The 23166-nt window shown below is 70.2% G+C and carries 22 protein-coding genes; 16 read left to right on the top strand and 6 right to left on the bottom strand.

What is annotated here, in order from left to right:
- Positions 1–49 precede the first annotated feature (49 nt).
- Complete coding sequence (locus HNR30_RS09025; protein WP_312894299.1) at positions 50–1846, top strand: M14 family metallopeptidase; 1797 nt, start codon at positions 50–52, stop codon at positions 1844–1846.
- Here the strand turns inward: HNR30_RS09025 and HNR30_RS09020 are convergent.
- A complete protein-coding gene (locus HNR30_RS09020; protein ID WP_181609983.1) occupies positions 1843–3807 on the bottom strand; it encodes an ABC1 kinase family protein in 1965 nt (654 codons plus the stop codon). The two genes, HNR30_RS09025 and HNR30_RS09020, sit on opposite strands and share 4 nt — an antisense overlap.
- Positions 3808–3833: 26 nt before the next feature.
- On the opposite strand from HNR30_RS09020, the gene HNR30_RS09015 reads away from it, so the two are divergent.
- Positions 3834–4307 carry an NUDIX domain-containing protein gene (locus HNR30_RS09015; protein WP_181609296.1) on the top strand — a complete coding sequence of 158 codons (474 nt, stop codon included), beginning with the start codon at positions 3834–3836 and terminating at the stop codon, positions 4305–4307.
- Here the strand turns inward: HNR30_RS09015 and HNR30_RS09010 are convergent.
- On the bottom strand, positions 4267–4881 hold the full coding sequence (locus HNR30_RS09010) for a hypothetical protein (protein WP_181609295.1): 615 nt from the start codon (positions 4879–4881) through the stop codon (positions 4267–4269). The genes HNR30_RS09015 and HNR30_RS09010 overlap by 41 nt on opposite strands.
- A gap of 35 nt (positions 4882–4916) precedes the next feature.
- Positions 4917–5843, bottom strand: coding sequence for an aminoglycoside phosphotransferase family protein (locus HNR30_RS09005; protein ID WP_181609294.1), 927 nt, complete (start codon positions 5841–5843; stop codon positions 4917–4919).
- Positions 5844–5942: 99 nt separating this feature from the next.
- On the opposite strand from HNR30_RS09005, the gene HNR30_RS09000 reads away from it, so the two are divergent.
- The 3 genes from HNR30_RS09000 (at position 5943) to HNR30_RS08990 (ending at position 10900) form a co-directional block, all read left to right on the top strand.
- Positions 5943–7175: a phytase gene (locus HNR30_RS09000; RefSeq protein ID WP_181609293.1), complete on the top strand. Its 1233-nt coding sequence runs from the start codon at positions 5943–5945 to the stop codon at positions 7173–7175.
- Positions 7176–7247: 72 nt separating this feature from the next.
- Positions 7248–9077 (top strand): ABC transporter ATP-binding protein, encoded by a 1830-nt coding sequence (locus tag HNR30_RS08995; protein ID WP_312894298.1) that lies wholly within the window; start codon positions 7248–7250, stop codon positions 9075–9077.
- Positions 9077–10900 carry an ABC transporter ATP-binding protein gene (locus HNR30_RS08990; RefSeq protein ID WP_181609291.1) on the top strand — a complete coding sequence of 608 codons (1824 nt, stop codon included), beginning with the start codon at positions 9077–9079 and terminating at the stop codon, positions 10898–10900. The genes HNR30_RS08995 and HNR30_RS08990 overlap by 1 nt, the downstream gene beginning before the upstream one ends.
- An 82-nt stretch (positions 10901–10982) precedes the next feature.
- Here HNR30_RS08990 and HNR30_RS08985 read toward each other — a convergent pair whose 3' ends face one another.
- Both HNR30_RS08985 and HNR30_RS08980 read right to left on the bottom strand, forming a co-directional pair.
- A complete protein-coding gene (locus tag HNR30_RS08985) occupies positions 10983–12170 on the bottom strand; it encodes a cytochrome P450 (protein ID WP_181609290.1) in 1188 nt (395 codons plus the stop codon).
- Entirely contained in the window at positions 12163–12834 is a 672-nt protein-coding gene (locus HNR30_RS08980; RefSeq protein WP_181609289.1) for a TetR/AcrR family transcriptional regulator, read from the bottom strand. Before HNR30_RS08980 ends, HNR30_RS08985 begins: the two co-directional genes overlap by 8 nt.
- A 181-nt stretch (positions 12835–13015) precedes the next feature.
- Here HNR30_RS08980 and HNR30_RS08975 point away from each other — a divergent pair, with 181 nt between their 5' ends.
- The 10 genes from HNR30_RS08975 (at position 13016) to HNR30_RS08930 (ending at position 21130) form a co-directional block, all read left to right on the top strand.
- The gene (locus tag HNR30_RS08975; protein ID WP_181610049.1) at positions 13016–13231 is read left to right on the top strand and encodes a hypothetical protein; all 216 of its coding nucleotides are present in this window, start codon (positions 13016–13018) and stop codon (positions 13229–13231) included.
- An 82-nt stretch (positions 13232–13313) separates the two neighbouring features.
- Complete coding sequence (locus tag HNR30_RS08970) at positions 13314–13595, top strand: hypothetical protein (protein WP_181609288.1); 282 nt, start codon at positions 13314–13316, stop codon at positions 13593–13595.
- Positions 13596–13795: 200 nt separating this feature from the next.
- The gene (nhaC, locus tag HNR30_RS08965) at positions 13796–15250 is read left to right on the top strand and encodes a Na+/H+ antiporter NhaC (protein WP_181609287.1); all 1455 of its coding nucleotides are present in this window, start codon (positions 13796–13798) and stop codon (positions 15248–15250) included.
- The gene (locus HNR30_RS08960; RefSeq protein ID WP_181609286.1) at positions 15234–16634 is read left to right on the top strand and encodes a basic amino acid/polyamine antiporter; all 1401 of its coding nucleotides are present in this window, start codon (positions 15234–15236) and stop codon (positions 16632–16634) included. Before nhaC ends, HNR30_RS08960 begins: the two co-directional genes overlap by 17 nt.
- Positions 16635–16651: 17 nt before the next feature.
- On the top strand, positions 16652–17902 hold the full coding sequence (locus HNR30_RS08955) for an arginine deiminase (protein WP_181609285.1): 1251 nt from the start codon (positions 16652–16654) through the stop codon (positions 17900–17902).
- A gap of 2 nt (positions 17903–17904) precedes the next feature.
- Positions 17905–18390: a copper chaperone PCu(A)C domain-containing protein gene (locus HNR30_RS08950; RefSeq protein ID WP_181609284.1), complete on the top strand. Its 486-nt coding sequence runs from the start codon at positions 17905–17907 to the stop codon at positions 18388–18390.
- A gap of 19 nt (positions 18391–18409) precedes the next feature.
- Positions 18410–18760 (top strand): DUF488 domain-containing protein, encoded by a 351-nt coding sequence (locus HNR30_RS08945; RefSeq protein ID WP_181609283.1) that lies wholly within the window; start codon positions 18410–18412, stop codon positions 18758–18760.
- Positions 18761–18780: 20 nt separating this feature from the next.
- The gene (locus HNR30_RS08940) at positions 18781–19329 is read left to right on the top strand and encodes a TIGR03086 family metal-binding protein (RefSeq protein WP_220133384.1); all 549 of its coding nucleotides are present in this window, start codon (positions 18781–18783) and stop codon (positions 19327–19329) included.
- 75 nt (positions 19330–19404) lie between these two features.
- A complete protein-coding gene (locus HNR30_RS08935) occupies positions 19405–20493 on the top strand; it encodes a serine hydrolase domain-containing protein (RefSeq protein ID WP_181609281.1) in 1089 nt (362 codons plus the stop codon).
- Positions 20494–20551: 58 nt separating this feature from the next.
- The gene (locus tag HNR30_RS08930; RefSeq protein ID WP_181609280.1) at positions 20552–21130 is read left to right on the top strand and encodes a DinB family protein; all 579 of its coding nucleotides are present in this window, start codon (positions 20552–20554) and stop codon (positions 21128–21130) included.
- Here the strand turns inward: HNR30_RS08930 and HNR30_RS08925 are convergent.
- A complete protein-coding gene (locus HNR30_RS08925) occupies positions 21114–21854 on the bottom strand; it encodes an HAD-IIA family hydrolase (protein WP_220133465.1) in 741 nt (246 codons plus the stop codon). The two genes, HNR30_RS08930 and HNR30_RS08925, sit on opposite strands and share 17 nt — an antisense overlap.
- Positions 21855–21954: 100 nt before the next feature.
- Between HNR30_RS08925 and HNR30_RS08920 the strand changes: the two genes are divergently transcribed.
- Positions 21955–23157, top strand: a complete 1203-nt coding sequence (locus tag HNR30_RS08920; protein WP_181609278.1) for a M20 metallopeptidase family protein — start codon at positions 21955–21957, stop codon at positions 23155–23157.
- Positions 23158–23166 lie beyond the last annotated feature (9 nt).

Here is a 23166-nt window from a genome sequence, read left to right as displayed (position 1 = left end):
CGCGGCAACGCCGTTGGCACCCCCTATGCCGCGTGCCGAGGAGGGTCACGTGAGACGCCGACTGATCGTCGTGCTGGCCGCGCTGCTGGGACTGACGTGCCTGAGCGGGATCCCGCCGTCGGGTGCGACAGCCGAACCGCCGGCCAACAAGCAGTACCGCGTGGAGGGCCCGGCCAACCCGCAGGCCCGCACCGCGGTGGCCCGTACCGGAGCCTCGATCGACGAGGTGGACGCCGCCTCGGTCGTGGTGACCGCGACGGCCGAGGAGTTAGCCGCCATCAAGCGCCTGGGCTACAAGGTGACCGAGCTGCCCCGATTAGCGCAGACGTTCGACTTCCCGCCCGCCGACTCGGCCTACCACAACTACGCGGAGATGACCGCGAACATCAACGCGCTGGTGGCGGCCAAGCCGTCCATCGTCAGCAAGACCTCGTACGGCACCAGCTACCAGGGCCGCGACCTGATCCTCATCAAGATCAGCGACAACGTCGGCACCGACGAGAACGAGCCCGAGGTGCTGTTCACCGCCCACCAGCACGCCCGTGAGCACCTGACCGTGGAGATGGCGCTCTACCTGATGCACCTGCTGGCCGACAACTACGGCACCGACAGCCGCATCACCAACCTGGTCAACAGCCGCGAGATCTGGATCATGCCGGACCTCAACCCCGACGGCGGCGAGTACGACATCGCCTCGGGCTCCTACCGGTCCTGGCGCAAGAACCGCCAGCCCAACGCGGGCTCCACCGCCATCGGCACCGACATGAACCGCAACTGGGCCTACAACTGGGGCTGCTGCGGAGGTTCCTCGAGCTCGACCTCCAGCGAGACCTACCGAGGCCCGTCGGCCGAGTCGGCGCCCGAGGTCGCGGCGGCCGCCAACTGGGTGCGCAGCCGCGTGATCGGCGGGACCCAGCAGCTCAAGTCGCACATCGACTGGCACACCTACGGCGAGCTGATCCTGTGGCCGTACGGGTTCACCTACAACGACACCGCGCCGGGGCTGACCCAGGACGACCGCGACGCCCACGCCACCCTGGGCCAGAACATGGCCTCGACCAACAACTACACCCCGCAGCAGGCCAGCGACCTGTACATCACCGACGGCACCATCGACGACTGGATGTGGGGCGCCTACAAGATCTTCTCCTACACCTTCGAGATGTACCCGACCGGCTCGGGCGGCGGCGGCTTCTACCCGCCTGACGAGGTGATCGGCCCGCAGACCACCCGCAACAGGGAGGCGGTGCTGCGCTTCCTGGAGTACTCCGACTGCGTCTACCGCATCATCGGCAAGGAGGCGCAGTACTGCGGCGGCACTCCGGGCACCACGGTCTACCAGGACACCTTCGAGACGGCCACCGGCTGGACCGTGCAGTCCGGCACCGCCACCACGGGCCTGTGGGAGCGCGGCGACCCCGCGCAGACCAGTTCCAGCGGCGTCAAGCAGCTGGGCACCACCGTGTCCGGCGTCAACGACCTGGTCACGGGCAGGCTGGCGGGAGCCGCGGCGGGTGACTACGACATCGACGGCGGCGTCACGGCCATCCAGTCACCGGGCATCACGCTGCCGGCGACCGGCACGCTGACGTTGTCGCTGTCGTGGTATCTGGCGCACGGCTCCAACTCCTCCAGTGCCGACTACTTCCGCGTCCTGGTCAACGGCACCACGGTCTTCCAGCAGCTCGGCGCGGCGACCAACCGCAACGGCGCGTGGAGCGTGGCGAGCGTGAACCTGTCGGCGTACGCGGGACAGACCGTCACCATCCGCTTCGAGGCCGCCGACGCTTCGACCGCCTCGCTCGTGGAGGCGGGCGTCGACGACGTGAAGATCGTCCAGAGCTAGCGTCTGAAGATCAGCACCAGCACCCGCAGGACCAGGATGGAGCTGATCACCAGGAGGAAGTAGCCGATCAGCTCGTACAACCGCATGGTCTGCTGGACGACGAACGGCCCGCCGTCGGTGCTCAGGAGGATCACCCCCATGAGCCCGGCGGTGGCGCCGAGCACGGTCAGCAGCACCTGGTGCAGCAGGTGGGTGACGAAGCGGCGGTCGCGCTCGTCGCCGAGCAGGCGCATGTTCATCGACAGCCGCCCGTGCTCGGCGGCGCTGGCGATGCGCTCCAGGCGGCGCGGCAGGCGCCTGATCATCGGCAGCAGCGCGGCCACCTCGCCGGTCAGCGTCTCCTTGATCGTCTGCGGTTCCATGGCGGCGGACAGGTAGCCGCCGGCGAAGGCGCGCGCCTCCTCGACCAGGTTGAAGCCGGGCGCCAGGTGCACCAGCGTGCCCTCCAGCGTCGCCAGGGCCCGGAAGACCGCGGCGACCTCGGGCGGGATCGACAGCCCGTAGGCCGTGACGATCCTGAACAGGTCGGTGAACATCGAGGCGGTGTTGAGCCCGGAGCCCAGATGCCTGGCCATGAACTGGCCCAGCGCCCGCTCCAGGGCCGCCTCGTCGATCTCCTCGGGCCTGGGCACGATCTCCAGCAGCGCGTCCGTCACCGCCAGCGGGTCCTGCTTGTTCATCGCCAGCAGGAAACGCTGCAGCGCGGCCCTGACCGAGGCGTCGAGCCTGCCCACCGAGCCGAAGTCCAGCAGGCCGAGCGTGCCGTCGTCGAGCAGCATGATGTTGCCGGGATGCGGGTCGGCGTGGAAGACGCCCTCCAGGAGGATCTGGCGCAGGAGGCAGTCGAGCAGGTCGCGTGCCAGGCCGGGCCGTACCGGCGCCTGGGCCAGCGGGGTGCCGCGCAGGCGCTGCATGACCAGCACCCGCTCGGTGCAGTAGCGGCCGAACGGCGAGGGGTAGGTGACGGGCCCGGACGGGGCGGCGGCGACCGCCGCCATGTTGGCGGCCTCGATGCGGAAGTCGAGCTCCTCACGGATGGCCACCGCGAACCCCTCGGCCAGGTCGCGCAGCCCCAGCGAGCGCCCCCACCTGGTGCGCGTCTCCAGGGTGGCGGCCAGCCGCCTGACGATGTCGAGATCCTTGGCCACGACGGCGCGGATGCCCGGCCGCTGCACCTTGACCACCACCTCCTCGCCCGTCGGCAGCGTGGCGGTGTAGACCTGGGCGATCGAGGCCGCGGCCAGCGGCACCTTGTCGAAGGTGGCGAACACCTCCTCGACGGGGGCGCCGAGCTCCGCCAGCAGCACCTTCTCGATCTGCTCCCAGGGCGCGGGGGTGACCTTGTCCTGCAGCTTGCCCAGTTCCTCGACGAACTCGGCGGGCAGCAGGTCGCGGCGGGTGGACAGGACCTGGCCGAGCTTGACGAAGGTGACCCCGGCGTCGTCGAGCGCCTGCCTGAGCGATCCCGCGAGCCGTACCCAGCCCGTCCTGTCGTCGACCCGGTCGCCGCGGCCCCGCAGGTAGGGGCCCAGGCCGTTCCTGACGGCGATCCTGGTGATCTGGGAGTAGCGCCTGCCGCGCGAGAGCCTGCCGCGCAGCGAGCGCACGAACTCCACCGGCCCCGGCACGGAACCGGGCGGCACCAGCACCTCGGCGACCACGAGCACGACCATCGGGATCAGTGCGAAGCACATGATGAGCAGCAGGAGTATCCAGGCCGCTCCGACGCCCGGGTCGGTGTACTCGCCGGTGGCCGGGTCGCGCACCGGCGTCGCGCCCAGGGAGCTCAGGATCGGCTCGATCGCCATGCCGGCCAGCGCGAAGGCGGCCAGCGTGGCGATGACGATCCTGGTGAGGCCGAACTTCACGCCGAGCAGCCGCTGCGTCGCCGTGGCGACCAGGGCGATCATCACGATCCAGGTCACCAGGAAGGCCAGGAAGCCGAGCGCAGAATCGATCATCACAGGCCTACCCTAGGCTGTGGTGCATGCGGCCCAGCGTCCGTGGTGTCCTCTTCGACTCCGATGACCGATTGATCATCTTCAAGCGCATCGTGCCCGAACGCGACGTCTACTACACCGTGCCCGGCGGCCATGTGGAGCCGTCCGACGCCTCCCTGGAGGCCACGCTCCACCGCGAGATGATGGAGGAGCTCGGCGCGGTCGTCGGCCAGGTCGTCCCGCTGGTCAGGCTCACCTATCCGTGGCGCGGGCGCACCAAGACCCAGCACATCTACGGCTGCCGCCTGGTGTCGATGGATCCCGCGCTCCGTCACGGTCCCGAGTTCGACGACCCCTCGCGCGGCGTCTACGAGGTGGTGCGGCTGGAGCCGAGGCCGGAGGAGATCACCTCACGCCACATCGTGCCCGAAGCGCTCGGCTCCTACCTGGCCGAGCACATCCGCTCGCTGCCCGCGCTCGTCACTCGCGGCGGTCCTCCATCTCCCACAGGTGATCGATGACGTGCCAGACGACGCGCCGTACGGCGTAGCGGGGCGCCCACTTGAACTCCCCCTCCTTCTCGTAGACGCGCGCCAGCTCCTCCCGCATCGCGTCGCGGTCGGCCTGCGACTTGTACGGCCGGTGCCTGACGCCCACGTTCCTGGCGTAGTTGCGCTCGGCCTCCGTCACGTGCGCGACCATCTTGGTGCGGTCACGGCCCCCGCCCCTGGGCCCCTTGCGCAGTTCCTCGGGGCTGGCGGCGACGGCCTCGTCGAACACCTCCCAGGCGGCCCGCATCAGCTTGACGTCGCGCTCGGCGAGCTCCTTGGGCACCGGTTCCAGATCGGCGGGCGGCTGCTTCTCCGGCGCGCCGAAGTCGGTGGTCGCGCCGCCGTCGACCGTCTCGACCACGGTGGGCTCTCCGGGGTCGAACACGACGCCGGCCCGGTCGGCGATGATCCGGTAGCGGTCGGTGTAGTCCACGAGACGGGCGATGGCCAGCTTGTCCGTCTTGTCGACCCTGCACCAGCCGGGCCAGTCGAGGGAGCAGGCGAACACCCGCTTCCTGCCCTGCTCCAGATAGATCCTGTGCATGGACCCAGCCTGACAGGCGAACCTGCCAGGTTCTGTCAGGTTTCGGCCAGCATCTCGGCGAACCTGTCGGCCAGCTCCATGAGTCCTCGCATCTCCGGGCCCTCGCGCAGTTCGTTGAAGCCGTGGCGGCGGCCGTGGAAGGCGGCCTGGACCGCGTGGAACTGCACCCACCGGCGCACCCTGGCCGGGTCGAGCCCGGCCGCGTCGGCGAAGACGCCCATCGCACGCCGCATCGCCTTCGCCGGGTCGCCGGCGGCCACGAAGGCCAGCGCCTGCCCCTTGAGCAGGGCTCCGGCGTCGTAGGCTGGGTCGCCCGCGTACCCCTTGGGATCGACGGCCAGCCACGGCTCGCGCTCGGCCCTGAGGATGTTGCCCGCGTGCAGGTCGCCGTGGATGAGCGTGCCGGGCTGGTCTCGGCCGAGCTCGCGCGCCGTCGCCCTGGCCGCGTCGACCACCCGGCGCGGCATGGTGTGCTCCAGCTCGGCGGCGTCCTTGCCGAGCCGCTCCTCCCACTCGTCCGCCCGCTCGGCCAGGCGGGGCAGCGCGGGCGGCGCCGCGACGGCCAGGCGGCGGCTGATCCGCCCGGCGACGGTCATCACCTCGTCGGTGTCGGGGTTCTCGCGCAACGTCGTGGACGACGCCCGCTCCAGCAGCATGGCGAACCGCGCGTCGTCGCGCTCGTGGAGCCGCACGGCGCCGCGGCCGTCCCACGCGGCGAACGCGTCGGGCTCGTGCACGTTGCCCGGGTGCGGGAACGACACCTTCAGCACCGCCCGCCGCGACGCCCTCGACACCGGGACGATCACGCCGACGCCTCCGTGCACGACCCTGCCGTCGCGCTCGCAGCCCCACCGCTCCAGCAGGTCCTCGACGATCGCGGGCAGCCCGGCGAGCCAGGCCGCCCCGGCCTCGCCCTCCCGCTCGACGGTGCCGCGGGCGAACCTCTCCGGAATCTCGATCACCCCAGCACCCTAGCCAGAGCGCGAGCTTCAGCCGTCCTTCGCGAGCCGTTCACCGTACCGACCCGCGCGTGAACGGTTGCCCGGCCATCCTGGCTGCCCATGCGCACCCTCCTCGCGGCGGCGCTCACCGTGACCGCGCTCACGGCCGTCCCCGCCGCCACCCACGCAGATCCGCTCCCCTCCGCGACCCCGGCTGTCGAGACGCCGGCGCTGTTCGACGACGAGAAAGGCGGCAACGCCAACGGCGACGACCCCGCCATCTGGGTCAACCCGGCCGACGACGCCAAGAGCCTCGTGATCGCCACCGCCAAGGAAGGCGGGCTGTACGTCTACGACCTCGACGGCAGGCAGCTCCAGCACATCCCGGCACCGCCCGCGCCCGGCGGCGACGACGAGCCCGGCCGCTTCAACAACGTCGACCTCGTGCACCGCTTCGGCGGGCGGGACCTGGCCGTCGTCTCCGACCGCGGGCGCGACCAGCTGCGCTTCTACGCCATCGACCCGGCCACCCGGGCGCTGACCGACGTGACCGACCCCGCCGTGCCGTACCTGTTCAACACGACGCAGGCGCAGGTGAACGAGGCGGAGACCGGGTACGGCGTGGCCGCCTGGCAGGACCGCACCGGCACCTACGCCCTGGTCAGCCGCCGCCACGACACCCGGCTCGGGCTGTTCAAGCTCATCGTGTCCGGCGGCAAGGTCTCCTACCGCAGGGTGCGCACCCTCGACCTGCCCGCGTCGTTCACGATGCCCGACGGCACCACCTGGACCCCGTGCGGCGAGCCGGGCGAGAAGGCACAGGTCGAGGGCATGGTCGTCGACCAGGGACGCGACGTGCTCTACGCCGCGCAGGAGGACGTCGGCATCTGGCGGCTCAAGGCCGACCTGACCGGCAAGCCGGAGCTGATCGACACCGTCCGTGAGTACGGCAGGCAGGACACCTTCGACGCCGGGACCGAGGAGTGCCTGCCGGGCCAGGACCGCGGCTTCGGCGGCACGCGCCTGTCGGCCGACGCCGAAGGGCTGACCATCTGGTACGGCAAGGGCGGCACCGGCTACCTGCTGGCCTCCAGCCAGGGCGACAACACCTTCGCCGTCTACACCCGCGAGGGTCGCAACCGCCACCTCGGCTCCTTCACCGTCGGCGCCGGTACCGGCGTCGACGCCGTGCAGCACAGCGACGGGGCGATGGTGGTCAACCAGCCCGTCGGCCGCTTCAAGCACGGGCTGCTCGTGGTGCACGACGGCGAGAACACCCCGGCCGACGGCGAGCGGGAGAACACCAACTTCAAGTTCGTCCCGTGGGAGCGGGTGCCGCTGCCCGCCCGATAACCCTTGGAAAACTGTCGGCGCCGCCTGGTAGAAACCAGGTTCGAATCAGCCGACATGTTCCGGGGGTGTCCTGTGGGTCGTTCCGAGTTCTCGGTCGCCGGTCCGCGCCACAACAGGCGCGGACCGGTCCGGTGGTTGTGGTCGCATCTGCGGCGCCAGCCCGTGCCGCTCCTGGCGTTCCTGGGCGGTTCGATCGTGATGACCCTGCTCAACGTCGCCGTGCCCGCGCTGACCGGCACGGCCTTCGACGCCGTCCTCGGCGGGGGCGGCGACGCGGCGGGCACGCTGGCCTGGATCTCCCTCCTCCTGCTCGGCGTCGTCCTGGCCAGGGGCGCGTTCGACATGGCCGGGCGGCTCGGCAGCGAGACCCTGGCCAAACGCCTCGAACGCGACACCCGCGAGGAGCTCTACGTCAGCCTGCTCGGCAAGAGCCAGACCTTCCACAACCGGCAGCGCGTCGGCGACCTGATGGCCAGGGCCGCCAACGACATCAGGCAGCTCAACATCATGATCAGCCCCGGCGTCGACCTCATCGTCGACTCCGGGCTGGCGGGCCTGGTGCCGATCGTGTGCATCGCCTTCCTCGACCCGCGCCTGCTGCTGGTGCCCGGCCTGTTCGCGCTGACCTTCGTGCTGGCCCTGTGGCACTACATGCGCAGGCTCAACCCGGTGGCGACCCGCATGCGCGAAGACTTCGGCGACCTCAACGCCGCGCTCAACGAGGCGGTCAGAGGCATCGAGGTCATCAAGGTCACCGCGCAGGAGGAGCAGGAGCGGCTGCGCTTCCGCCGCCTGGCGCGCGCCTACCGCGACTCCTTCGCCCGCAACGGCCTGGTCCAGGCGCGCTACCTGCCGACCCTGCTGTTCGCCTTCGCCATGGCCGGAGGGCTCTGGCACGGTCTGGCCCTGCACGCGGCGGGCGAGCTGAGCATCGGCGGCCTGGTCACCTTCATGAGCTGGATGGGCATGCTCGGCTTCCCCGCCCAGATGTCGACCTTCACCTTCTCGCTGGTCCAGATCGGCATCGTGTCGGCCCGCCGCATCCTGTCGATCATGACGTCGGAGGAGGAGCTCGCCCAGCGTCCCGAGCCGCACTCCGCCACCGTCCGCGGCGAGATCGTCTTCGAGAACGTCACCTTCGCCTACGGCGCCGACGCACCCGCGCTCAGCGGAGTCGACTTCACCATCAAGCCGGGCGAAACGGTCGCCATCGTCGGCGAGACCGGCTCGGGCAAGAGCACCCTGGCCAAGCTCATCCCCCGCATCTACGACGTCACCGCGGGCCGCATCCTCGTCGACGGCGTCGACGTGCGCGACTGGGACCTCGACTCCCTGCGCTCCCAGATCTCCACCATCGAGCAGGACATCGTGCTGTTCTCCCGGTCGGTCGCCGAGAACATCGCCTTCAGCCTCGGCCAGCGGGCCGAACGCGCCGAGATCGAGCGCGCCGCCCGCGACGCGCGGGCCGACGAGTTCATCGCCGAACTCGACGACGGCTACGACACCGTCATCGGCGAGCGGGGCGTCACCCTCTCCGGCGGCCAGCGCCAGCGCCTGGCCATCGCGCGTGCCCTGCTCACCGACCCGGCCATCCTCGTGCTCGACGACTCCACCAGCGCCGTCGACTCCGCCACCGAAGACCTCATCCAGCAGGCCATCACCCGCATCCTCGAAGGGCGCACGACGTTGCTGATCACCCACCGGCTGTCGCAGATCAGATGGGCCGACAAGGTGCTCCTCCTGCGGCGCGGCGAGCTGGCCGACTTCGGCACCCACGACGAGCTGCTCGGCCGCAATCGCCTCTACCAGCGCATCTTCGCCCACTACGACGAGGTCGTGACCCCCCTCGACGACCACGACACCCCGCGCCTGGCGGCGCCCGAGCAGACGGGAGCACGCTGATGGGTTTCATCATGGACGGCCTCGACGCCGACGACTACGACCGCACCTACGGCGACGGCGCGCTGCTGCGCCGCATCGGCCACTACTTCCGCCCCAAGGCGGGCGCCATGGCCGTGGTCGCCACCATGATCGTGCTCGTCTCGGTGGCCCAGGCCGCGCTGCCCGTGGTCTCCAGCATGGCCGTCGACGCGGTCGCCGACGGCACGATCGGCGAGGTCGCCGTCCCACTCACCCTCGCCCTGCTCGCCGCCGGCGCGCTGAGCTGGCTGTGCTCCTTCGTACGGCACTGGCAGACCGCCAAGGTCACCGGCGACGTCGTGCTCCAGCTGCGCCAGGACGCCTTCGACGCCGTGCTCGCCCGCGACATGTCGTTCTACGACGAGAACCCCTCCGGCAAGATCGTCAGCCGCGTCACCTCCGACACCGACGACTTCGCCACCGTCTCCTCGCTGACCATGGACCTGATCAGCCAGATCCTCATGGTCGTCTTCGTCACCGGCATGCTGTTCGTCCGCAGCGTCGAGCTGGCGCTCCTGACGCTGCTCATCGTCCCCGTCGTCGTCGCCCTGGCCCTGGGCTTCCGCCGCATCGCCCGCAAGGTCACCCGGCGCGCCCAGCGCTCGCTCAGCCGCGTCAACGCCAACCTGCAGGAGACCATGGGCGGCATCGCCGTCGCCAAGAACTTCCGCCAGGAACAGCAGGTCTACGACGAGTTCCGCCCCATCAACCTGCAGAGCTACCAGGTGACGCTCCGGCAGGGCTTCGTCTTCTCCTCCATCTTCCCCGTGCTGTTCATCGTCGCCGGCGTGGCCACCGTCGGCCTCGTCCAGCTCGGCGGCACCTCCGTGCTCGGCGGGGGCATCACCGCCGGAGACTGGTTCCTGTTCCTGCAGGGCGTCTCGCTGTTCTGGTTCCCGCTCACCTCCATCGCCGCGTTCTGGTCGCAGTTCCAGCAGGGCCTCGGCGCCGCCGAGCGGGTGTTCGCCCTCATCGACGCGCCGCCCAGAGTCGTCCAGCACTCCACCGAGAGCGTCGAGCGCCTGCGCGGACGCATCGAGTTCCGCGACCTCACCTTCGGCTACACGCCCGCCGCCCCGGTGCTGCGCGGCTTCTCCCTCGACATCGCCGCCGGTGAGAGCCTGGCGCTCGTCGGCCACACCGGGGCCGGCAAGTCCACGCTGGGCAAGCTCATCACCCGCTTCTACGAGTTCCAGGAGGGCGAGCTCCTCATCGACGGGCGCGACATCCGCTCCCTCGACCTCGAGGCCTACCGGCGCCAGGTCGGCGTCGTGCCGCAGTCGCCCTTCCTGTTCAGCGGCACCGTGGCCGACAACATCCGCTACCCGCGGCCCTCGGCCTCCGACGCCGACGTCCTTGCCGCCGCCACCGCCGTCGGCGGAGGCGACTGGCTCGACGCCCTCCCCCAGGGCCTGGCCACCGACGTCGGCGAACACGGCCGCGCCCTGTCCATGGGCCAGCGCCAGCTCGTCGCCCTCGCCCGGCTCCTCGTCCAGGACCCCGCCATCGTCGTCCTCGACGAGGCGACGGCCAGCGTCGACCCGCTCACGGAGGCACAGATCCAGGAAGGGCTCGACGTCGTGCTCGCGGGGCGCACCTCGATCGTGATCGCGCACCGGCTGTCGACGATCGAGCACGTGGACCGCATCCTGGTGCTCGACCACGGACGGATCGTGGAGGAGGGCGACCACTCGGGGTTGCTGGCGGCGGGTGGGAGGTATTGCGACGTGTACAACACCTACTTCCGTCACCAGTCGCCGCACTACCGGCCGGGCACCGGCTTCGTCAGCGTCACCACAGCCTGACGAAGACGGTGCGAGCGGCGCCTTGAAGCGAAGGCGGGAGGCGAGACCACGCGGGGCGAGGCCACGTGAAGCGTCGTCTGGCTCAGGCCAGGGCCAAGCGCCGCACTCCCGTCATCGTCGGCGTCGGGATCATCTCCACCCCCTCCGCCGCCCGCAACGGCCCGAAGTAGTCCAGCAAGATGTCCAGCGCCACCCTCCCCTCCAGGCGTGCCAGCGGCGCTCCCAGGCAGAAGTGCACCCCGCGCCCGAAGGCCACGTGCGGGTTGGGGTCACGTCCGAGGTCGAAGGTCTCCGGGTCGGCGAACTGCCGCGGGTCGCGGTTGGCGGCGGCCAGCCAGACGAGCATCATCTGGTCCGCCGGAATGGTCGCCTCCCCCACGGTGACCTCGCGCCGGGTCGCCCGGCTGACGGCGGCGAAGGGGGTGAACAGCCGCAGCGACTCCTCGATGGCATGGGGCACCAGGCTCCGGTCGGCCATGACGCGCGCCTGCTGGTCGGGGAAGGCGTCCAGGCAGAGCACGGTGTTGCCGAGCAGCATCGTGGTGGTGATGTGCCCGGCCAGCAGCAGCGTCATCGCGAAGTTGACGACCTGGTCGTCCGGCAGGCGTTCGCCGTCGACCTCGGCTTCGACGAGGCGGGTGATGAGGTCGGCGCGCGGGTGGGCACGGCGCTCGGCAGCGTGGGCGGCCAGATAGGCGGTCATCTCCTTCCACGGCTTGATCGCGGCGTCCATCTGCTGGGTCTCGGCGGGCTCCGACAGCGAGAACTTGGCGTCACGCTGGAAGAGCGCGTCGGCCCACTGCTTGAACAGGTCCCGGTCGCTGGTGGGCACGCCGAGCAGTTCGGCGATGACGATCACGGGCAGCGGGTAGGCCAGGTCGGTCACGAGCTCGAGGTGCCCGCGTTCCTTGGCGGCGTCGAGGAGTTCGCGGGTGAGTTCGGCGATGCGCGGTTCGAGGTCGGCGACGACCTTCCTGGTGAACGCGCTGCTGACGAGCTTGCGCAGCTTGCCGTGCAGGGGCGGGTCGATCTGGGTGATGAAGCCCTCCATCGAGAACTCCTCGCTGTCGGGCACCATGCCCTTGGGGAGCAGTCGCAGGGTGTTGGAGGAGAACGTCTCGGGGTCGCCGAGGATGTCGTGCGCCTCGGGGTAGCCGTAGACGCTCCACATGCCGGTCTGGGCGTCGAACTCGACGGCGGGCCCGGATCGCGGTCCGTGCAGCCAGAAGTGCTGGCCGGGGATGTTGTAGCGGGTGGCGAGGTCAGTCATCGCTCTTCCCTCTCTCGTAGATCCACTTGCGGTAGGGCGGGATCAGCTCCTGAAAGATCGCGACGAATTCGGCCGCCGCGGCCGTGAGAGCCTCGGGGGGCGGCTCGTCCGCCGGTTCGAACGCATGCCGTACGGTGAACGCCAGCGCGTCGGCCCTGGCCTCCTCCGACAGCGGTTCTTCCGCGCTCTCGCCGCCGTCGAACAGGTAGAACCCGATCTGGGAGGCGTTGAGCACGTACGGCAGATGCGGCACGTCGGTGCGCAGCAGGGCGAATCGCATGGCCGTATCGTGGATGCGACCGGCGGCCAGCAGGTCGTGGCTGCGCATCGGGTGGTGGGCGAGCTTGCCGAGCAGGTCGAAGTCGGTGGTGAGCAGCGCCTTGAGCAGGGGCCGCCGGCAGATGGCGAGGAACGACGCCCTGGCGAAACGATGCGGCCGCACCTCGGTGGGATCCGCTCGCAGCAGGTCGACGAGTTCGTCGACGAAGTCGATGGAGTCTCGCAGCATCAGGGCTTCGAAGAGTTCGACCTTGGTGCGCCAGTGCAGGTAGACGGTGCCTTTGCCGACGCGGGCGCGGGCGGCGATGTCCTCGACCGTGACACGCCGGTAGCCGTGGCGGACGAGGAGCTCGCCCGCCGCGTCGAGAATGATGTCGGCTCTCATGACCGGATTCGAAATCTAGTCATGCGTTCACGCTACGCCTCGGCCTGAGGGGGTTCAACCCCGCAGGTGTGTCATGGTGGCTGTGGAGGGTTGGTGGATCCAGGGGGCACGATGAGGAGCCACGGGCGAACGCAAGCACCGCCGCATCAGCGAGCGAGAGACCGACCCAGCGGTGGCGAGGGTGGCGGCGACGGTGGTCGCGGTGGGGGCGGTGGCAGCGACGACGACGGTGGCGGCGGTCGCGGCGGCGGCGGCGGTCGCGGCGGCGGCGGCGGTCGCGGCGGCGGCGGCGGTCGCGGCGGCGGCGGCGGTCGCGGTGGCGGTGGCGGTGGCGGTGGCGTGCGAGCATGTGCGCGACTCCGCGCGGATCACCTCGGCCTCCGTCGGGCTCGGCTGAGCGGCGGATGATGGCCGCGACTGGTTCTGGCGGGCCCTGTTCGGCCTGGGTCGATCACACGCACCTGTTTCCCGGTGCGGTCATGCGGGTGGACGGGCTGGACGAGCCCATGCCCGCCGCGCTGCACGTGAGGTTCGGCGACGGGGTCGAGGTGGGGGCGGAGCTGCTCGCCGGGCCGCACGGGGTGCTGGTCGAGGTGGGGGCGTACACGACGGGGGCGGGCACGAGGATGCCCGCGAAGGCCTGGCCGGTGCGCTCGTGGGAGCGACGCGACAACAGCGACAGCGACAGCGACAGCGACAGCGACAGCGACAGCGACGACAATCACACCGGTCTGCTGTTGCGGCTGGGCCGAGCCCTCTGAGGTCGCCTGACGCGGCAGCGGGTGACCGGCTCCGCGCGGATTGGCCGCGCGCGGACGCGGCCCGTGGGTAAACCTGCCCGACCAGCGCTTCTCCGCAAAACTTCCCATAACCATGCTTTGTGGTGATTCCCCGATCTTGCTGATAGGAAGGTGTCCATCACCCCCGAAGGCGTCGCGCGCGGCGCGGGGAGGGGGCGGGCATGGCGGGCATGGCAGGCGAGGGCGGGGGTCCCCGCCCTCCGTCGGTGGTGGACGCCCTCATCCCGATGATCACGCTGGTCGTGCTCATCGCCGGTTCGCTCGCCGTCTTCGGGCTCGACGCGCTCGACGGGCCCGTCCAGGTCGCCCTGATCCTGTGTGTCATGGTCGCGGCCCTGGTGGTGATGAAGAACGGCCACAGCTGGGCCGAGGTCGAGGAGAGCAGCAAACGCGCCGTCTCCTCCGTCACCAGCGCCATCTTCATCCTGCTGTCGGTCGGCGCGCTCATCGGCGCCTGGAACCTGTCGGGCACCATCCCGACCCTCGTCTACTACGGCATCCAGGTGCTGTCGGCGAGCTGGTACTACGCCGCCTGCGCGCTCATCTGCGGCATCATCGCCATGTCGATCGGCAGCTCGTGGACCACGGCCGGCACCATCGGGGTGGGGCTGGTCGGCATCGCGACCATGCTCGACGTCTCCACCGCGATCACCGCGGGAGCCGTGATCTCCGGCGCCTACCTCGGCGACAAGCTCTCGCCGCTGTCGGAGACGACCGTGCTGACGGCCCAGCTGGTCAAGGTCGACGTCTACGAACACATCAAACGGCAGGCGTGGACCTCCATCCCGGCCTTCGCCCTCGGCTTCGTGCTCTTCCTGGTGATCGGCCTGACCGGTCCGCCGGGGGCGACGGAGGCCGAGACGACCTCCGAGCTGACCGCGCTGAGCGACATCTACTGGATCACTCCGATCAACCTGCTGCCGCTGGTCCTGCTGGTCTACCTGTCGGTGCGCAAGGCCCCGGCGCCGCTGGCCCTGATGGCCGCGGCGCTGTTCGCCGGAGTGCTGGGCTGTTTCACCCAGCCCCAGGTCACGCAGGCCTTCTCCGACAACCCGATCAAGGCCGTCTGGCAGGCGATGGCGACGGGCTTCCAGATGTCGTCGGGCATCCAGGACATCGACCAGCTGCTGTCGCGAGGCGGCATGGTCAGCATGCTGCTGACCCTGTGGCTGATCATCGGCGCGGTCACCTTCGGCACGATCCTGGAGGAGTTCGGGCTGATCAACCGGCTCATCGATCCGCTGGTCAAGGCGGCCAAGGGCACGGGGCGGCTGTTCCTGACCGTCTTCGCCTCGGCGTTCGGGCTCAACGTCATCGCGGGTGACCAGTACATCGCCCTGGTGCTGCCCGCGCGGGTCTTCCGCGCCGAGTTCGCGCGCCGAGGCCTGGCTCCCACCAACCTGTCGCGGCTGACCGCCGACTCGGGGACCGTCACCTCTCCGCTGGTGCCGTGGAACTCGTGCGGCGCGTTCATGGGAGCGGTGCTGGGCGTGCCCACGCTCGCCTACCTGCCGTTCTGCTTCTTCAACATCTTCAGCCCGCTGCTGAGTGTGGTGTACGGCTTCACCGGCTTCAAGATCGAACGCGTGGAGGTCCCCGATGGCGACACCGACTGAGACCTCCACCTCCGGGAAACTCTCCCTGCCGACGCTGACCGCCATGGTCGTCGGCGGCATGGTGGGAGCGGGTGTGTTCTCGCTGCCGCGCAACTTCGCGCAGGCCACCGGGGTGTTCGGCGCGATGATCGCCTGGGCGATCGCCGGGTTCGGCATGCTGATGCTGGCTTTCGTCTTCCAGACGCTGGCCGTACGCAAGCCGGATCTGAACGCGGGCGTGTACGCCTACGCCAAGGCCGGGTTCGGCGAGTTCCCCGGCTTCTTCTCCGCCTTCGGCTACTGGGCCAGCGCCTGCGTCGGCAACGTGTCGTACTGGGTGCTGATCAAGTCGACGATCGGCGCGGTCGTCCCGAGCTTCGGCGAGGGCAACACGATCCTGGCGGTCGTCGTCTCGGCCGCCGGCGTGTGGGCCTTCCACTACATGATCACGCGTGGGGTCAAGGAGGCCGCGGCGATCAACCGGATCGTCACCGTGGCCAAGCTCGTGCCGATCCTGCTGTTCGTGGTGATCATCGCCATCGCCTTCAAGGGGGGCACGTTCGGCGCCAACTGGTGGGGCGGCAGCGAAGGCCTGGCCGACCAGGTCAGGGCGACCATGCTGGTCACCGTCTTCGTCTTCCTCGGCGTCGAGGGGGCGAGCGTCTACTCACGCTACGCGCGCCGTCGCGAGGACGTCGGCAAGGCCACCGTCCTGGGATTCGTGAGCGTGCTGGCCCTGTTCGCCTCCGTCTCGATCCTGTCGTACGGCGTGCTGCCCCAGGCGGAGCTCGCCGAGCTGCGCCAGCCGTCCATGGGCGGGGTGCTGGAGTCGGTGGTCGGCTCCTGGGGCGCGGCCTTCATCGGCATCGGGCTGATCGTCTCGGTCCTGGGCGCCTACCTGGCCTGGACGCTGATGGCCGCCGAGGTGCTGGTGGTCGCGGCCAAGGACGACGACATGCCGCGCTTCCTGCGGCGGGAGAACGCCCACGGGGCTCCGGTGGCCGCCCTGGTGCTGACCAGCGCGCTCATCACCGCTGTTCTGGCCACCACGCTCTTCTCCGACGACGCCTTCACCTTCACGCTCAAGCTGTGCAGCTCCCTGTCGCTGGTGCCGTACCTGCTGGCCGCCGGCTACGCCCTCAAGATCGCGGGCGGGCGCGGGCGCGAGCTCGTCGTCGCCGTGCTCGCCGTCATCTACACCGCGTTCCTGATCTTCGCCGCCGGGCTGGAGTTCCTGCTGCTGTCGTGCATCGTCTACGCGCCGGGGACGGTGCTGTTCGTCATGACCCGCCGCGAACGCGGCGGGCGGATCTTCTCACCCGCCGAGCTTGCCCTGTTCGTCCTGGTCGCGGCCGGTGCCGTGGCCGGGATCGCCGGTCTGGCCACCGGCCTCATCACCATCTGATCGGAAGGGATGCTGACATGTCTTTCGGAGTGCACTCCGAGGTCGGCACATTGCGCAAGGTCATCGTGCACCGGCCGGAGCTGAGCATGAAGCGGCTCACCCCGACCAACAACGACCGGCTGCTGTTCGACGACATCCTCTGGGTCGAGCAGGCCCAGCGCGAGCACGACGCCTTCGTGGCGATGATGCGCGAACGCGGCGTCGAGGTCTTCTACCACCAGCAGTTGCTGGCCGAGGCGCTCGACGCGAGCTTCGAGGCCAAGCAGGAGGCCATCGAGCGTGCCGTCACCCATCTGACGGTCGGGCCCGCGATGGTCGACACTGTGCGCGAGACCCTGGCGGGCTGGAGCGGCGCCAAGCTGGCCGAGCACCTGATCGGCGGGCTCACCAAGCAGGAGTACGGCACGGCGGACCTGGACACGCGCTCCCTGGTCGCCGCCGCCTCCGGCCAGGGCGAGTTCATCCTGCCGCCGCTGCCCAACTCGCTCTACCAGCGCGACCCCTCGGCCTGGCTGTACGGCGGCGTGTCGCTGAACCCGATGTTCTACCACGCCCGCCTGCTGGAGACGATGAACCAGTCGACGATCTACCACCACCACCCGATGTTCGCCCACGAGGAGTTCGCCTTCTGGTACCCCGACTCCGGCGAGGACGACCGTTTCCACGAGGAGGACTACGGCACCGCCGCGATGGAGGGCGGCGACATGATGCCGATCGGCAACAAGGCCGTCGCCATCGGGCTCAGCGAGCGCACCACCGCCCGCACGATCGAGCACATCGCGCTGTCGTTGTTCGCCGCCGGCGCCGCCGAGCGGGTTCTGGCGGTCAACGTCCCCAAGCGCCGCTCCTACATGCACCTCGACACGGTCTTCACCTTCCTCGACGCCGACAAGGCCACCGCCTACCCGCCGTTCCTGGAGACCGCGACGACCTACTCGCTACGGCCCGGCGACAAGCCGGGGACGCTGGAGGTGCACCAGGACGCGAGCTTCGTCGGCGCGCTGGAGGACGCGCTCGGGCTGAGCAGGCTGGAGGTCATCCCGACCGGCGGTGACGACTTCCAGCAGGCCCGCGAGCAGTGGGACTCGGGCAACAACTTCTTCGCCCTGGCTCCCGGGGTGGTCGTGGGCTATCACAAGAACCAGTTCACCAACCGCAAGCTGCGTGAGCACGGCGTCGAGGTCATCGAGATCGAGGGCTTCGAACTGGGCAAGGGACGCGGCGGGGCACACTGCATGACGTGCCCGTTCGAGCGGGACGGGGTGTGATCATGAAAGCGGCGCTCCTCGCCGCGGCCTGCGCGGTCGCGCTCGTCGGATGCGGTTCCACGCGCGGTCCCGACGACTGGCGCAGCAACCACGTCGACGCCAAGATCGGGTCGGTCAGGCTCGTGCACCTCACCATCGAGGCGCCGCCCATGGACCAGCAGCAGGTGGGCGGCAACCTGCCGCTGTACGTGACGATCTTCAACGACGGCGACGTGGAGCAGGTGCTCGACTCCGTCAGCACCACCGAGGTGCAGCAGGTCGTCTACCGGGACGCCTCGGGGGCCGTGGTGCAGCCGTTGCGCGTGGTCGTGCCCGCCAGGGGGCAGGTGTCCATGCAGAAGGGCGGCGGCCGGAGCTTCCTCGAGCTCCAGGGCGTCAACCGGCAGCTGGGCGCGACGCCGATCCCGGTGACCTTCCGGTTCCCCAGGGCCGGGTCGGTCACCGTCCGGGTCCCGGTGGTCCCGGTCAGCACCCCGTCGCCGTCGTGAGGTCTCCTGAGGAGGACGTATGACAGGCCCCGTCCACACCCAGCGCGTCTACGACCACCGGCCCGCCGAGGGCGCCGTCTACCTCGTCGACCGGCTGTGGCCGCGCGGGATGAGCAAGGAGGAGCTGCACGTCGACGGCTGGCTGAAGGACGTGGCGCCCTCGGCGGAGCTGCGCACGTGGTTCGCGCACGATCCGGCCCGCTTCGAGGAGTTCTCGCGCCGCTACCGCCAGGAACTCGACCGGCATCCGGACGCCGTGCGCCCGCTGCGCGAGGCGGCCGCCGCTGGTCCGGTGACGCTGCTGTACGCCGCCAGGGACACCGAGCACAACCAGGCGATCGTGCTGCGCGACTACCTGATGGGCCCGTAAAGTGGCGCTTCGTGGAGATCATGGAGCGTGCACTCGACCAGATCCAGCGCCTGTTCGACGGCATCACGCCGGAGCAGGAACACCTGCCGACGCCGTGCCGGGCGTGGGACGTCCGGCAACTGGCCAACCACATCGTGGGCGAGGTCCACTACTTCGCCGTCGTCACCGCCGGCGGCGAGCGCAAGGAGACCGGCGAGGACTTCCTGGGCGATGACTGGCCGGCGGCGTTCCGCGCCTCGGCCGGAGAGCTGCGCCAGGCCTGGCGGGACCCCGGCGTCGCCGACCGCATGATCAAGCTGCCGTACGCCGAGGTGACGGCGGAGTGGACCGCCGGGCAGCAGATCGCCGAGCTGGCCGTCCACGCCTGGGACCTGGCCACCGCCACCGGCCGTCCGACCGACCTCGACCCGGAGGTGGGTGCGGCCGCGCTGGCGTGGAGCCACGACAACATCCGGCCGGAGTTTCGCGGCAACGAGGCGGACGGCTACCACATCGGGCCCGAGGTGACCGTCCCCGACGACGCCCCGCTCTACGACAGGATCGCCGCCTTCGGCGGCAGGCAGCCCTGACGTGCTTATCCGGATCTAGCGCCCGTCCTCCGACCATGATCCTCACCGGCTCTCCCGCCGCAACGGAGGATCAACATGAGAAGACTCGCCACGGCCCTGTCCTCGACCGCCCTGCTCACCCTGCTCACTCTGTGCACCGTCGCTCCGCCCGCCCACGCCGGCGACGGTGACGTCCAGCGGGCCCTGGACACCCTCGCGCGCGACAGCGGCGTGGTCGGCGCCATCGGCGCCCTCTACGTCGACGGCAGGCGGGCAGGCCACGGCTCGGCCGGCTCCCGCCTGGCCGGCGGCAAGGGCGGCAGGATCCCCTCCGGCGCCCGCTACCGCGTCGGCTCGCAAACCAAGCTGATGACCGCCGCGATCGTCGGCCAGCTCGCCCAGGAGGGCCGCTTCGGCCTCGACGACAAGCTCGCCGACCTGCTCCCGGTCGGCGAGCTGGTGCCGGCCGCCGCGCAGATCACCGTACGGCAGCTGCTCAGGCACACCTCGGGCATCCCCGACTACTGGCAGTCGGGCAGGTTCGACGACTTCGACTTCACGACCTACTACAGCCCCCAGGAGCTGGTGGCGGCCACCCGCGACCTGCCCCGCACGGGCGCGCCCGGCGAGAGGTTCGCGTACTCGAACACCAACTACGTGCTGCTCGGCATGATCATCGAGAGGTTCGCCGGGACGAGCCTGGCCGACGCCTTCGCGCAGCGCGTCTTCCAGCCCCTCGGCATGACGCGGAGCTACCTGCCCACCCGGCCGCCCCAGGGCGTCAAGGGCCCGCACGGGCACGGCTACCTGCCCGACGCGCAGGGCGCCCTCGTCGACGTGGACCGGCAGAACGCCAGCTACGGAGGAGCCGCGGGAGGCGTGATCTCGACGAGTGACGACATGGCGCGCTTCCACCGGGCCCTGCACCAGGGCACACTGCCGGGCGGACCGGACGGACCGGGGGGCGGGGACGGGGGCGGCCCCGTCGGTGGCGGCTTGTGCGGCGACGCGCTGCCGGTGCGGGTGGCGGCGGGGAACGCGCCGGGGTTCATGGCGGTGACGTACTCGACGGCCGACGGGCGCCGGCAGTTCGCCGTGTCGGCCACGTTGCGGGTGAAGGACTACTTCGCACTCGGGGCCGCCGTCGACCGGGCGGCAAAGGCGGTGCTGTGTCCTGAGGGGTAGTCAGGCCGGCAGGTCCTGCGGAGGCGGTTTTCGCCCCGTTGTCTGTAGTGTGCCGAAAATGACGAGAAGCGAGCGACTCGCGGACCAGCTGGACCGGCACTGGGACCGGAACCTGCGGCCACGGCTGCACGGGCTCACCGACGAGGAGTACTTCTGGGAGCCCGTACGGGGCTGCTGGAGCATCCGCCCCCGTGGCACCTCGACAGCACCGCTGTCGGCGGGCTCCGGGGATTGGGCGATGGAGTACGCCTCCCCCGACCCGGTGCCGGCGCCGGTGACGACGATCGCCTGGCGGCTGGCGCACGTCATCGTCTCGTGCCTGGGCTACCGGGTCGGATGGCACTTCGGCGGCCAGGACATCGACTTCCAGGCCTACCCCTACGCTGGCAGTGCCGACGAGGCGTTGAAGCAGCTCGATGAGATGTACGGCAGGTGGAACGCGGGCGTCCGCCAACTGTCGGACGCCGACCTGGACCATCCGCCCGCGGCGGGTCCGGAGCGGTTCCCCATGGAGGGCATCGTCCTGCACGTCAACAGGGAGCTGATCCATCACGGCGCCGAGATCTCCCTGCTGCGCGACCTCTACCACCGGCAGGACGGCGCCGCCCCGGCGCGCGCCGTCAGACCAGGTCGATGAGGTCCGCCACCGAGTTCACCACCAGCGAGGGCCGGAACGGGTAACGCTCGATCTGCTCGCGCTGCATCACCCCGGTGAGCACCAGGATGGTGTACAGCCCGGCCTCCATGCCGCACACGATGTCGGTGTCCATCCGGTCACCGATCATCGCCGTCGTCCCGCTGTGCCCGCCGATCATGTTGACCGCGGTCCGCATCATCATCGGGTTCGGCTTGCCCACGAAGTAGGGTTCCACCCCGGTCGCCTTGGTGATGAGCGCGGCCACGGCGCCGGTGGCCGGGAGGGAGCCCTCGGACGACGGCCCGACGGGGTCGGGGTTGGTGGCGATGAAGCGGGCGCCGTTCTCGATGAGCCGGATGGCGCGGGTGATCTGCGTGAAGCTGTAGGTGCGCGTCTCGCCGAGGACGACGTAGTCGGGGTCGAGGTCGGTGATGACGTAGCCGATGTCGTGCAGGGCGGTGGTGAGCCCCGACTCGCCGACGACGTAGGCGGAGCCGCCGGGGCGCTGGTCGTCGAGGAACTGGGCGGTGGCCAGGGCGGAGGTCCAGATGGACTCCGGCGGCACTTCCAGCCCGGCGGCGCGAAGCCGTACGGCCAGGTCGCGCGGGGTGTAGGTGGAGTTGTTGGTGAGCACCCTGAAGTTCTTGCCCGAGTCTCGCAGGCGCTTGATGAACTCGTCCGCCCCGGGCACCGGGTGGCCCTCATGAACGAGGACGCCGTCCATGTCGGACAGCCAACTGTCGATACGCTCACGCTCCGTCACAGGGAAAGCCTACAGAGCATCGGATGTCGACTTCGCGAGCGGGATGTGAAGAATGTCTTCCATGTCCTTCACTGAAGCCTCCAAGGATCTCCACGAAGACCTCGTCCAGCTGCGGCACTCGTTGCACCAGACGCCAGAGACCGGCCTGCATCTGCCTGTGACCCAGGAGAAGGTGCTGAGCGCTCTCGACGGGCTGCCGCTTGAGATCACCACCGGAACCGCCCTCAGCTCGGTGACCGCGGTGCTGCGCGGCGGCCGCCCGGGTCCGGCGGTGCTGCTGCGGGGCGACATGGACGCGCTGCCGGTGACCGAGCGCAACGACCTGCCGTACATCTCCCAGCACGAGGGCAGGATGCACGCGTGCGGGCACGACCTGCACACCGCGATGCTGGCGGGGGCGGCACATCTGCTGGCGGCGCGGCGCGAGGAACTGGCCGGAGACGTGGTCTTCATGTTCCAGCCCGGCGAGGAGGGCGACCACGGCGCCCGCTACATGATCGAGGAGGGCGTGCTCGACGCCGCGGGCGAGCGGGTCGTGGCCGCGTACGGCATGCACGTGACCTCGGCGCTGTACCCGACCGGCCTGTTCAACACCAGGGGCGGCCCGCTGATGGCCGGGGCCGACACCTTCCACGTGAAGGTGATCGGAAGGGGCGGGCACGGCAGCGCCCCGCACGCGGCGCTCGACCCGATCCCCGCGGCGTGCGCGATGGTGTCGGCGATCCAGACGATGGTGACGCGTGAGTTCGACACGTTCGAGCCGGTCGTGGTGAGCGTGTGCAACTTCCACTCGGGCACCAAGGACAACATCATCCCTGACGACGTCTTCTTCGAAGGCACGATCAGGACCTTCAGCAAGAGCGTGCGCGAGAGGGTGAACCGCAGGCTGCTGGAGGTCTTCAAGGGTGTCGGCGAGGCGCACGGCGTGACCGTCGACGCGTGGGTCGACGGCGGCTACCCGGTGACGTCCAACGCCGAGAGCGAGTCGGGCTTCGCGGCGAACCTGGCGACCGAGATGTTCGGCGAGAGCCGCTTCTTCATCACCCCCAAGCCGATCATGGGCGCGGAGGACTTCTCGTACGTCCTGGACCAGGTGCCGGGCGCCTTCATCTTCCTGGGCGCCTGCCCGCCGGACCGCGATCCGGCGACCGCGGCCTACAACCACTCCCCCGAGGCCCAGTTCGACGACGGAGTGCTCGCCGACGGGGCGGCGCTGTACGCGAACCTGGCCGCGACCAGGCTGAAGGCGACGGCCGCCGTCTAGATTGGGGCG

Source organism: Nonomuraea soli (assembly GCF_013761175.1).
In the GTDB taxonomy this organism is placed as follows: domain Bacteria; phylum Actinomycetota; class Actinomycetes; order Streptosporangiales; family Streptosporangiaceae; genus Nonomuraea; species Nonomuraea soli.
Note: the sequence above shows the minus strand (reverse complement) of the source record. Positions and strands in the feature narration are given on the sequence as shown.

Coding starts and splice junctions, on each gene's coding strand:
- HNR30_RS09020 (WP_181609983.1), bottom strand. CDS start 3,807: ATGATCGATTCTGCGCTCGGCTTCCTGGCCTTCCTGGTGACCTGGATC.
- HNR30_RS08980 (WP_181609289.1), bottom strand. CDS start 12,834: ATGAGAGCCGACATCATTCTCGACGCGGCGGGCGAGCTCCTCGTCCGC.
- nhaC (WP_181609287.1), top strand. CDS start 13,796: ATGGCGGGCATGGCAGGCGAGGGCGGGGGTCCCCGCCCTCCGTCGGTG.
- HNR30_RS08940 (WP_220133384.1), top strand. CDS start 18,781: ATGGAGCGTGCACTCGACCAGATCCAGCGCCTGTTCGACGGCATCACG.
- HNR30_RS08925 (WP_220133465.1), bottom strand. CDS start 21,854: ATGGACGGCGTCCTCGTTCATGAGGGCCACCCGGTGCCCGGGGCGGAC.
- HNR30_RS09015 (WP_181609296.1), top strand. CDS start 3,834: ATGCGGCCCAGCGTCCGTGGTGTCCTCTTCGACTCCGATGACCGATTG.
- HNR30_RS08955 (WP_181609285.1), top strand. CDS start 16,652: ATGTCTTTCGGAGTGCACTCCGAGGTCGGCACATTGCGCAAGGTCATC.
- HNR30_RS08945 (WP_181609283.1), top strand. CDS start 18,410: ATGACAGGCCCCGTCCACACCCAGCGCGTCTACGACCACCGGCCCGCC.
- HNR30_RS09010 (WP_181609295.1), bottom strand. CDS start 4,881: ATGCACAGGATCTATCTGGAGCAGGGCAGGAAGCGGGTGTTCGCCTGC.
- HNR30_RS08950 (WP_181609284.1), top strand. CDS start 17,905: ATGAAAGCGGCGCTCCTCGCCGCGGCCTGCGCGGTCGCGCTCGTCGGA.
- HNR30_RS08930 (WP_181609280.1), top strand. CDS start 20,552: ATGACGAGAAGCGAGCGACTCGCGGACCAGCTGGACCGGCACTGGGAC.
- HNR30_RS08960 (WP_181609286.1), top strand. CDS start 15,234: ATGGCGACACCGACTGAGACCTCCACCTCCGGGAAACTCTCCCTGCCG.
- HNR30_RS08970 (WP_181609288.1), top strand. CDS start 13,314: ATGCGGGTGGACGGGCTGGACGAGCCCATGCCCGCCGCGCTGCACGTG.
- HNR30_RS08990 (WP_181609291.1), top strand. CDS start 9,077: ATGGGTTTCATCATGGACGGCCTCGACGCCGACGACTACGACCGCACC.
- HNR30_RS08935 (WP_181609281.1), top strand. CDS start 19,405: ATGAGAAGACTCGCCACGGCCCTGTCCTCGACCGCCCTGCTCACCCTG.
- HNR30_RS08985 (WP_181609290.1), bottom strand. CDS start 12,170: ATGACTGACCTCGCCACCCGCTACAACATCCCCGGCCAGCACTTCTGG.
- HNR30_RS08920 (WP_181609278.1), top strand. CDS start 21,955: ATGTCCTTCACTGAAGCCTCCAAGGATCTCCACGAAGACCTCGTCCAG.
- HNR30_RS09000 (WP_181609293.1), top strand. CDS start 5,943: ATGCGCACCCTCCTCGCGGCGGCGCTCACCGTGACCGCGCTCACGGCC.